General features: G+C 45.9%; 7 protein-coding genes. 2 read left to right on the top strand and 5 right to left on the bottom strand.

Going from position 1 to position 11,478, the window contains the following annotated elements:
• Positions 1 to 700 precede the first annotated feature (700 nt).
• The 5 genes from ACTTKA_RS11340 to ACTTKA_RS11360 are packed head-to-tail and all read right to left on the bottom strand — an operon-like array spanning position 701 to position 8,591.
• Entirely contained in the window at positions 701 to 1,981 is a 1,281-nt protein-coding gene (locus ACTTKA_RS11340; protein ID WP_442725112.1) for an APC family permease, read from the bottom strand.
• A 10-nt stretch (positions 1,982 to 1,991) separates the two neighbouring features.
• Positions 1,992 to 2,864 carry a hypothetical protein gene (locus ACTTKA_RS11345; RefSeq protein WP_442725113.1) on the bottom strand — a complete coding sequence of 291 codons (873 nt, stop codon included), beginning with the start codon at positions 2,862 to 2,864 and terminating at the stop codon, positions 1,992 to 1,994.
• A 34-nt stretch (positions 2,865 to 2,898) separates the two neighbouring features.
• Positions 2,899 to 4,455: a DUF6850 family outer membrane beta-barrel protein gene (locus tag ACTTKA_RS11350; RefSeq protein ID WP_442725114.1), complete on the bottom strand. Its 1,557-nt coding sequence runs from the start codon at positions 4,453 to 4,455 to the stop codon at positions 2,899 to 2,901.
• 28 nt (positions 4,456 to 4,483) lie between these two features.
• Positions 4,484 to 5,719 (bottom strand): DUF4876 domain-containing protein, encoded by a 1,236-nt coding sequence (locus ACTTKA_RS11355; protein WP_442725115.1) that lies wholly within the window; start codon positions 5,717 to 5,719, stop codon positions 4,484 to 4,486.
• Between the two features lie 13 nt (positions 5,720 to 5,732).
• Positions 5,733 to 8,591: a TonB-dependent receptor gene (locus tag ACTTKA_RS11360; protein ID WP_442725116.1), complete on the bottom strand. Its 2,859-nt coding sequence runs from the start codon at positions 8,589 to 8,591 to the stop codon at positions 5,733 to 5,735.
• Between the two features lie 256 nt (positions 8,592 to 8,847).
• Between ACTTKA_RS11360 and ACTTKA_RS11365 the strand changes: the two genes are divergently transcribed.
• Together ACTTKA_RS11365 and ACTTKA_RS11370 are read left to right on the top strand one after the other, a co-directional pair.
• Complete coding sequence (locus ACTTKA_RS11365) at positions 8,848 to 9,684, top strand: patatin-like phospholipase family protein (RefSeq protein ID WP_442725118.1); 837 nt, start codon at positions 8,848 to 8,850, stop codon at positions 9,682 to 9,684.
• Positions 9,685 to 9,692: 8 nt separating this feature from the next.
• Positions 9,693 to 11,396: an alpha-amylase family glycosyl hydrolase gene (locus ACTTKA_RS11370; RefSeq protein ID WP_442725117.1), complete on the top strand. Its 1,704-nt coding sequence runs from the start codon at positions 9,693 to 9,695 to the stop codon at positions 11,394 to 11,396.
• Positions 11,397 to 11,478: the final 82 nt, after the last annotated feature.

Raw genomic sequence — 11,478 nt, forward strand, 5'->3', positions numbered from 1 at the left:
CTTCGAGTAAGATGATTTTGTCTTTTTGAGTTTTACCGGACAGCAATAAAAAAAAATCTTTGTTGATATACCAACTGGTCTAAAGAACATTGCCTCTATTGTGTAATTTCCTTAAACGTGTCTTGTGCTGTTTCTCCCTTTTGATGTGGCAATTTTTCGAAGAGGGCTGGAGTCAATAAAAGAGATACCGATCCCTTCATTTATACACATCATTTTAACGAAAACGGCCAATGGCACACATACTTTTCGCTCAAGTTCTACAAAGCGGTTATAAGATACAGTACAAGGAAAATTTTCCGCATATGCTTTTGAACGTAGAAAACGTAGAAGATGTAGAAATTTTAAGTTCTTGAAAGATACGGTGTGGAACAAAACTAAGAGGGGCATTACCTTACTTTCTTGTACATCGTAAACTTACAGTCTCTTTTCTTTGTCTTGTTATCTTGGAATGAATGTGTTTTGATGGTTTTATCAAATTCTTTGAAAAACTCGTCAATGATGAAATAAATTTACTCATTCGAGTTTTACCATTTTAAAGATGTTCTTGATACGTTTCGCTTAATTCTGAAAGTTTATGTCCCGGAATCATCGCGGAATTATTGGTAAATGCCTGTTTTTTTAATTTTTTAGTATTGATGGTTGTCTCTTTCATATTCCTGATTTTAAGGGCTTTTTCTTGCATTGAACTCGCGTTAATTACTTAACGTTTCATTCGGTATGTCAGGTAGCCGATCAGCAAGTTAATCAGTCCGAGCATGCATTCTTTTGTATGATTGAGAAAAGCGAAGGCAATCATCCATAACGAAGCTGCGATAAAAACTACCTGAAAAAGAGGAAAGACCGGACTTTTGAAATTCTTCGTGTTGTCAGGATGTTCTTTCTTCTTGTATCGGACGAGAATGACACCGAGTACGACGAGCAGGGTTGAGATGCTCAACAACACCCCGCAATAGATCATGATTTGTTCGAAGGTACCGCTCAGCAGCAGGGTCGTGCTGATGGCAAACTGTAGCCATAAGGCTCTCCGCGGTACATCATTGTCGCGCGCCTTGAAGAAGCGCCAAAGCGGATATTCACGGGCGATGCTTGCCGTTACTCTCGGACCGATCCAGATCATGGCGCTGATGCCTGAGATGAGCAGCACCGAGAATCCCCATCCAAAACATGTTGCTGCTTGTTCGCCGAGCATCAAACGAATACCGGGAGTGGCAATGTCCAATTGCCCGACCAATTCGTGCAAAGGGGTATGTTTCAGAAAGACGAATTGCAGCAGTGTATACAGCGTTGTTACGATACATGTCCCGTAAATCAGCGATCGGGGAATAGCCTTTCTCGGATGCTTAAACTCTTCTGTAATGTATGTCGCCGCATTCCATCCCGAATAGGAATAGCTGACGTAGATCAGGCTGACGGCAAAGGCCGATGAACCGCATTCCCACAGGTAGTCGGTGTTGAAGAGGAGAGCATTATCTTTATTCGCAGGGAGATACAGGCCGACAATGATGATGGCCAGTATTAAGAGTACTTTAAAGACGGTGCTTATATTCTGGAAACGTGCGCTGTAACGCAGGTTGAATGTATGGATTGATGTAATCAGCAAGATGACGGCAATGGCTGTCCATACAGGGGATATCAGTCTTACGGGTAGATAATCGGCGAAAGCGAAAGCCGAGAGTGCGATTGGGGCAGCGAATCCGACGGTCAGCGAAATCCAGCCGGATAAATATCCGACGACGGGGTGATAGATGCGGGAGAGAAATGTAAATTCTCCTCCCGATTTCTTAATGAGTGTGCCGATTTCGGCATAACTGAAGGCACCGCTTAACGCGATAACGCCTCCGCATAACCATAGCGTCAGAATCGTAGCGGTGTTATGCAGCGAGACAAGTTGAAAGCCTAAGCTGGTAAACACTCCGGCACCGATCATGTTGGCTACCACGATCGATGTGCCGGTAAGTGTGTTAATCTTGTTTTTCGACACCGGAGCCGGTCTATTTTAAACGTCCTTCTGCTGTCGCAGCATCGAGCAACAACCGATATGCCCGTACCGTGCTGTCGGCATTCAGGTAACGGTCTCTTAGTTTTTCATACGTCTCCAACACCTTCGTCGAGCGGTGATAGAGCAAGGAATCTACTTCGCGCGAAGGTTCGTAGTCTTTGGGATACGCATAGACGAAATAACCTTCTTTGGATTGATGTGTGGGAATATTGAAAAAATTACGAGGCGTCGGTTGCTGTATGTCACGATGCGTATGACTGGCCTCAACGAAAAAGTCGACGGCATAATCCGGATAACCGAACAGATACCCATAACCCCGGTATCGTTCGTAGATTCCTGCGTTCTCAATGGTCGAGACGACGGTGGCCGGGTCCGTACCGGGCACAAGACCATATTGTCCGAAGAAACTCTCTTTTGCCTTGAGTAGACTGTCTAAAAGACTGACACGCACAACGCTTAACTGTATCGTGCGGATGCTGTCCTGATGTGTCCGGTAAGGAATAAGGACAAAAGCCAGATCGGGTAGACGGATTTCGTTGACGGCTTTCTGTACACGCGACAGGCGGTCTAAGTACCGGCCTTTTTGGGCTCTGTCCACAATATTGGGACTGATCCGCCTTGCAGAATCGGTATTGGCCAAAGGCATTCTGTACAGCTTTAACGAACTCATCGGCTTGATGTGTCCCAGAAGGGTGTAGACTGCTTCGCGGTCCAACCCTGTCTGTAAGATGGAATCGATTAATAAAGCGCTTTCATCGGGGGGAGATTGTTCCGCCACCGTTCTCGGAAGGGTATGCTGGCTGCTTCTGCAACCGAGCAGTAAAAAAATGACCAAAAACATACCCCAGCAATATTTCATTACCATACTGTTTCTTATTTTTTATGTTTCGATTTTGTCGTTAAAAATTGCATCCTACGCTGAATGATAGTATATTTCTGTTGCCGAGACTTTTGTTTTGCGCTTTGGCGTAAGAGGCATCCGCACGTACATATACGTTCACGTCGGCGGAGCGGTTTATTTTCTGCGAATAAACGCCCGAAAGATGCACGGCAAAAAATCCCGATGTATCATACTCGTTATCTCTCTTCTCTAACTGCGAATGAATCGGGTATTCTTTATAAGCCCCACCGTACAGATAGCCTCCGTCGATGTTTTTTCCGTATATCAGCCGGGTACCTACCAGCAGCTTTTTCGACAACTTGTCCGACAAGGTAAAATTACGCTTCCCGAAACCTTCGAATGTGATATTTCTTGCGTGTTTTCTGCTTTTGGGCAAAAGATAATTGTCATCCAGATCAGTATAGTTTACTTTACCGCCAAGCAGATAGGTGTACTCATCGCCCTGGTTCTTTGTCCACGAATATCCGACGCTCAGGAATTTGCTCGCATAGGTCGAACGGATGCTCTTATACAGTGTGACGTATCCTTTGAATGTCTCGGTATCGTCGAATTTCGTAATATATTCGATGCCCTTCACCATACGTTGCATATATTCGAGATCAAGGTAATGCGTATGATCCTGCCCTTTCGTTTTGAACGATGCTTTTTGGTGCCACACACGATCGATGACCGTACCTTCTTTCCGCGGGTTCGTAAACGAAACTTCGGCGTCTTCTACACTCGTGAGACAGTTACCCGTCAGCATCAGATCGAAGCTTCCCGAGTAGTGATACTGCAAGCCTGCTCCAAGGCTTTTACGGATGTAATTCGTCGTTCTTCCGCTACCGATACCGATGATGGCATTGCCCAAACCGCGCAGTTCGTAGAACGGCTGATCGATATAGACGTTTACATTAGACATATTCGACTCTTCCTTGAATACCCCGTATTCGAGATTTAAGCCGATGTGATTGCCACGATTGACGGAATAAATCACTCCGGGACGGACGGAAAGTTTCATCGCATAATTCTCCGTGCGGATATCGCGTTGCTTGGCTGCCAGATAAGCGTAATATTCCCCTCCGACACCGAATAACCATTTCTCTCCGATAGCCGGAAAATTGATCTTATATTCCAGTTCGTAATACTGGTTGTTCCAGTCGCTCGAGAGCGTATCGGCCACGAAGTAAGGCATGCCGCGGTAGGGATTAATCAGTGAAGCGTTAAATCGCGCGTCCTTGACCACATTTCGTGCATAATCGAATCGTCCCCAGAAATAGAAGTCACGAATGTTTACCCCGCCTTCGGTATTTAGCGTAAGGCTCTTATTCTTGTCTCCTTCCATCACCCGATGATAATTGCCGTTCTCCAGCGTATATCCTCCGGAGAGTGTCGCGTAGTTTTTCGATGGATCGAGCTTCAGACCGGCTGCGTTCGACGATTGATTCCAAACCCAAGTCATTTTCATTTTTTCGGTTGCTGCCGGCGAGAGGCCGGCTTCCTGTGCTGACGTGATGGCGACCGACGAAAGGAAAAGCCAGAAGAAAAATTGCTTCTTATATGTTGTTCGTTGCATAGCGTTTCTTTTTACTTAAAAATGATACTTATTTTAGGGTGTGATTCCAGCTCGGCATTTTGGCATTGTAGCGTCTGAACATGGGAACGACCCCTCTTTCAAAATCTTCCGTGCTATTGTTGGTATCTTGCAAAAAAGGAGTCCCATCCGGGTTCTCACCGATCTTTTTACGGGCGACCCCGAGTGAATTATAGGTCGCACCGACCGTGGTGATTCCGGCATCCAATACGCCCGGCATGCGCTTGGCATTGACCTTCGTTTCATCGTCTACGGCTTCTACACCATCCAACACGTACTCAATCGGAATCTTTGCATAGAGCTTCTTGGATGAACTGCTCTGATCCTTTGCTTGTAATGCCGGATTATTGACCGGATCGTAGACCTCCCCTTCGGGTACTTTGAAAATAACGTAGGCACCACCGAAAACAGATGTTAAATATTGGGGTGACTTTCCCTTGTCGGCCTTCCCATCAAAGTAGACATGTTCCATATCGAAAGCCGGTTGATCCGGGAATTTCGGATTGTTCATATTAAATTCGAACTCCGAGCCGGAACAGTCGACCGGTGAATTCGGATTATAAATCTCGAGCTTATGATTCGCTGCGAACTGTGAAATCACACAGCTTTCGCCGGGTTTCAGAGGGTAAGTTGTCCCATTGCCGGGGAACTTCCATATCCGCTCGGTGTAGACATATTTGTCGCCGTCCTCCTGAGGCCATACGGGAAGTGTTGACGTCGATTTGGTTGGGTGTAGAACGGCAAAATAAATACCGTCCAAATAGTGAAGGTCTTCCGAATTGTTATAAATCTCGTAAAACTGATTTCGGAAATAGAAGTTGGCCGTGCCCGCGTAAAAGATCTCTTTGAATACGAGTGGGCTTATTTTCTGACCGGAAATAGGCAAATCAATCGTCGCACGATGATTCAATACGGGATGGTTCACTAAACTGCCGTTTAAATAATACCATACGCCTTCCTTGTTTTTTAATTTTCCCGAGACGACGATGCTGTACATTCCGGGAATCAGATCGCCAATCTCTACGGTCGAGGAAGTGAGTTCTTTTTCCACGCGGATTCCTTCGGTATAGTTGTTCAAGATAAGTTTCAGTCCGCTTGTGCCATCAAAACCGGGCAATGTGATTTCGGACCGAATAGTGACGGATATCGGCGTTATTTCTTTTGTTCCGAGAGCATCGGAAAACGAGTCGCATGAAACCAAGAAAGACGCTGCCCCGATGAGTGCAAGATATATTTTTTTGTGCATAGTCCAACGTATGTTAATGTATTAATAAATTTACTTCTAATCCGAAGAAGAAGTCTTTTACAGGGAGAAATCCTCCACTTCCTTGATAAAACGATCCGGGGCTGCGTTTGGATTCCACAACCGGATAATATCTGAACATATTGTTCGCAAAGAAGGAGACACGCATAAAATTACGTATTTCTTTCGTTATATTGATATTGAAATTGAATAACGGCGGGATGGATTCGACAATGTACAAGGCATCGTTGCGTCGACGAAGGATGGATTTAAACTCTGGTTCATCCTTCTTCGAAGGGTCGAAGTCGTATTGTTTTCCGTCGTTCTTGGAGATATAAGCTACCGGGACGGTATCATTGCCGAAAGTATAACGGTCTCGCTGGCTCCAAACGGTTTCCATCGTGAGGGTAACCACAAATCCTATTTCGGGGATGTTATGTGTTGCCCGTAGAGCTGTCGAGAACCGGTCGATTTTATGTTTGGACATCGCAGGGCCGTACAGTCCGACGTGGGTGCGCGAAGCGCCTCCTTCACCACTGTTGTCATAATAGGTATAGGTGTCCTGATAATTCTCGTTCTCTATGTAGGCACCCGAAAAAGAGAAGGCGGTACGAATGGCATTAATCCGGTTGATGCGTAAATCAAACTCAATACCCTTGCTGTTCATGACCAGATGGTTGGAAGGAACATAATATTCTGCCAACACGGGGTGAGCGGCCGATAATTTGTAAACCGGCTGATTCTTGCCTTCTGCACGTTTATATTCGTTAAAAGTAACCGGATTGAACCTGGGCGACATGGAATAGCCATTCTTCAAGTGTTCTTTAAATGCGGTGACATACAGTTGGAAGTCATCGAATAAGAAATCTGCTCCGAGCTCCGCTTTCGTGTTGGTCGCCGCTTTCAAGTCATGATTTCGGGTGTCAAAGACCCGTGTCGTTGTCATAAAGATACGCTGGTCTTTGGGAATCTTATCGTTCGGTATCTCGTTGATGTTGATGTATTCGAAGTACGCTTTCTCCGGATACAAGTAAACTAAGGTTGGCATCTTCGCTGTCACGCCGTATCCCGCTTTCAGGAAAACCTTTTGAGGAATCATTTCGAATGAGGCGTTAATACGAGGGGATAAGACGTTCTCTACGTCTTTCATCATATCGTATCGTAATCCCGCCTGAACACGTAATTGGTTGTTAGGGGTAAGATGTGCGGTCAAGTTCTCTTCCACAAAGAACGAACCGTGCCGGATAAAGGGTATGTCTTTGTAAGCACGCGGTCTGAACGTGGCGTTGAGCGCTTGTAAATTACGGTAAGGCGGAGCCATCCGGTCAAAGACTTTCCCCTTCCCGACATTACCCTCCAAGCGGTATTCTCCTCCGAGCAGTATCCGATGATCCGTTTTACCCCATCGTTTAAACAACGTGGCCGATAATTTGGCAAAGGCGTTGATCTCTTTTCCGTAAATATCATATTTCCCTTTATAGGTGGAAGGCAGGAATACGGCCTGATCCGAAGGATTTACGTGCGTATAGTCGGTAATCTTTTTCCCGTCCACGTCATATAAATCAAGGCCGGGCTTGTTGGTGATGACTGCTCCGTCGACCGTTGTCATGGAATAGGGAGCATTCGCCGCTGTATACAATTCTTCGTAATGACTTTTTTTGTCCGTATAGCTTCCGGATAATGCGTATTTGATATTCTTCAGCCAGCTTTTATCTTTAAAATAGATGGTCCCGTTCGTGTTTAAAGACAACTTGGCATCTTTACCGCTGGATACTGTTTCCGTGATTTTATCGTCCGGATTACGGTCTCGTTTAGCCTGTCCGTACATGAAATCGACGATGGTATTACTCTTCCATCGATTGTCTAAATATACATTGGAGTAGATGGCCTTGGATGAGAAGCGCCGATAATATCGATATGACTGAACCGGCGTATTTACATTATAAGTATAGTCGGCGCTCAGGTTTAAATCACCGCGGTTTTTCCCGAGGCTGGTCCCCTTCTGTGCAAAGAAATGGTAGATATTCGGGTTCGTCCGTGCCTTAACGGTTAATGGGGTCTTACCGGCTTTCGATTTGACCAAGACAGCCCCCGACGTTAAATCGCCATATTCTGCCGAGGGGATTCCCCGTATCACTTCGACCGATTCGATATTCTCGAGCGAGATGTTTCTCGTGTCAAGCCCTCCTCCCGGCGAAGCCGTTCCTCCCAACGCACCTAAATTTCCTAACACGGCAGGGTGCATAGCTTGCAGGTTTGCATTGTTCGAGAGCGGTGATCCGTCTTGTATGATGGTGGCGCCAAGCGCATTCATCGCCGATCCGCCCCAACCGTTTGGATTGCCGACGGTGCGGATATTGATCTGAGAAGCATGGTTCAGATTGGGATTAGCGGTGATTCCTCCCGGCAGTAAGGCTAATACATTATTTAAACTGACCGATTGAAGGTGTTCGATCGCTTTATGAGAGATCGTCGAGGAAGTCGATTGTACGCTCTGTCCGGGTTCTACGGTTACAACGACCTCTTTTAACCGGAAATTGTCTTCTTTTAAGATAAAGTCAACGCTCGTATCGGCATGTATTTTCAAGAGCGTGTCTACGGTGACTTTCCCAATGAAAGATACTTTTAACCTGATTTCACCTTCGAAAATGGGAGTAAGAGTGTAATCTCCGTTTACATCGCTTGTTGTGCCGATGCCGGAAGCTTCAATGACAAGTGAAGCTCCGGGAAGAGGCTGCTTTTGATGCCTTGCTGACATTTCATATACGGTTCCCCGCAGAGAAAACTTCTTTTGGCTCAACAGAGGAACCGCGTTAAAAGACAGACCTGCTATTCCGAAGAGGATGAGCAGGATTTTTCGTTTTATTGTCATCATAGTTCTTAGTGCATATATTGGTCAGACATTCATTTTCTTTTTTGAACCCAACCATCTTTTGTCTGTTTTTTTGAGGTGCAAAGATAAAAAAACATATTTTACAAATCAATCCCTATTTTGGGGGATATTGAGAGGAGGATTTTCCACAAGGAGCAATGAGCAAACAGGGATAGATCAAAGATTCATGATAAAAACAGATTCTGCTCAGGTTATTCATTCGAAAAAAAGCTATACCTTTGCCAAACGAAGTTTGAGGGTGATGAAAAAAGGCACAAGAAAACGATATCGATTGGGATTGGCACTAAGTGGAGGCGGAGCAAGAGGCTTTGCACATATTGGCGTGTTCAAGTTATTGGAAGAGTGTGGTATTCGTCCGGATGTGATCGTCGGAACGAGTGCCGGATCACTGATGGGTACATTATTTGCTGCCGGTCATGCGGCAGATGAAATCAAACAGATGTTTACGGGACGGGAATTTTCGGAGTTCGCACAACTGCAAATTCCGAAAGCAGGTTTATTTGACAGTAGCCGGTTTAGCCGGTTTGTTGAACAGCATCTGCGGGTGAAGACATTCGAGGAACTTCAAACTCCGATGATGGTTGTCGCCACGGATCTCGATCACGGGTGCAGCCACACTTTCTCGTCCGGCCTCATTGCTGAACCGATTCGTGCATCATGCAGTATTCCCATCATCTTCAATCCGGTGATAATTGATGGAATCCATTATGTGGACGGTGGACTTTTTCATAATTTTCCCGTGTCGGTGATTCGTGATCTCTGCGATGTGGTGATCGGAGTAAATGTGAATCCATACACGCCATCCAAATACAACCAGAATATTTACAGTATAGCCGAACGGTCGTTTTGCTATCTCTTTGAAGCGAATACGGAAAAAGACCGTGCCAATTGTGATCTGTTGATTGAGACGGCAGAGTTTGGAAAATATAGAATGTTCGACCTGAAGAATGTCGACCTTATCGTGGATGTAGGCTATCGTACAGCCCTTAAGGCATTCCACAAGTTCGTGAAGGCATCGGACAAGAAAAAATTACTCATTCATGCTTTTTTGGACAGAAATGCGATTATTACTTAATAAATGTTATGGAAAGAGATGAAAAAGTATTTATCTATCAGGTGTTTCCGAGGATTTTCGGAAACAAGACGCACCCTTGTGTGAAGCATGGAAGTTTGCAGCAAAACGGGTCAGGTAAATTTGACGACTTCACATCGACCGCTTTAAAGGAGATCAAAGATTTCGGCATCACACATGTGTGGTATACCGGTGTTATCGAGCATGCTACGAAAACCGACTATACCATATTCGGTATTTCTAAAGACCATGATGCCGTAGTAAAAGGGAAGGCCGGATCACCGTACGCCATCAAAGACTATTACGATGTGACACCCGATCTTGCCCGAGACATTCCTAACCGTATGGCCGAATTTGAGGCGCTTGTCGATCGTACGCACCAGGCCGGCTTGAAAGTTATCATTGACTTTGTGCCTAACCACGTCGCCCGGCAGTACCATTCCGATGCCAAAAATCCGCTTATGCAGGATCTGGGACAAAATGATCAGACTCATCTTGCTTTCGATCCGAACAATAACTTTTACTATCTGCCGGGACAGGCCCTCGAACTGCATTTCGGTGCACAGCAGGAAGATTTTGAATACAGTGAATTTCCGGCCAAAGTGACCGGTAACGATTGCTTTTCTGCGCATCCGGGCCAAAATGACTGGTATGAAACGGTTAAGCTGAATTATGGCGTTGATTTCCAAAACGGGAAACTCGGACATTTCTATCCGGTGCCTGACACATGGAAGAAGATGCTCGATATCCTGAGGTTCTGGCTTGGAAAAGGGGTAGACGGCTTCCGTTGTGATATGGCGGAGATGGTGCCGATCGACTTTTGGGAATGGGTTATTCCGCGTGTACGTAGCTGGAAGAATGTGATTTTCATTGCTGAAGTATATCATCCGTCGCTTTACCGTGATTTTCTGAAACGTGGTCAATTCGATTATCTGTATGACAAGGTCGGTCTGTATGATACGCTTCGGGAGGTGATGTGCGGACGAGCTCCGGCCGGCCGGCTGACCGAATGCTGGCAGGCTGTCGACGATATCCGCCCTCACATGTTGGCTTTTCTCGAAAATCACGACGAACAGCGGATCGCCTCCGACTTCTTCGCCGGAGAAGCACAAGTCGGAATACCCGCTTTCCTTACAATAGCCATGATGGGCACCAATCCGGTGATGATCTATTGCGGACAGGAACTGGGCGAACGAGGTATGGACGAAGAAGGCTTCAGCGGACGTGACGGACGCACAACGATATTCGATTACTGGAGCCTTGAGTGCCTGCGTAAATGGAACAACGAGGGACGATTCGATGAAGGACAGCTAACCGACGAACAGAAAACGTTGCGCCGGCAATATGCAGCCATTCTTCACATCGCTGCCACAGAGAAGGCGATTTATCGAGGGGGATTTTTCGACCTGATGTACGTGAATCGGAACAATCCGTATTTTGATCCGCACCGGCAGTACGCATTCTTACGCAAGTCGGGCGGTGAAGTTTTGTTTGTGGTAGTGAATTTCGACCGGCAAGAACACACGGTACGTGTTAACATCCCCGATGAAGCCTTCCGAAGTTTGTCGATTCCGGATAACCAAGTGGCCGAACTGACGGACCTGCTTTCAGGAATGAAGACTGTCGGCACGTTGACGGCTGCCTGCCCTTACGAGATTGCCTTGCCCGCATACTCCGGAAGAATCTTGAAATTCCATTACAATACTCAGGGGTGAATATTTTAAGCGGGTGAAGGGTTTTTTCCCAGGGCAACCGCATCAAAATAAGCTTATCTTTGGGTTATGGATATACAAGATT

Origin of the sequence: Tannerella sp. (genome assembly GCF_052170195.1) — a bacterium.
In the GTDB taxonomy this organism is placed as follows: Bacteria; Bacteroidota; Bacteroidia; order Bacteroidales; family Tannerellaceae; genus Tannerella.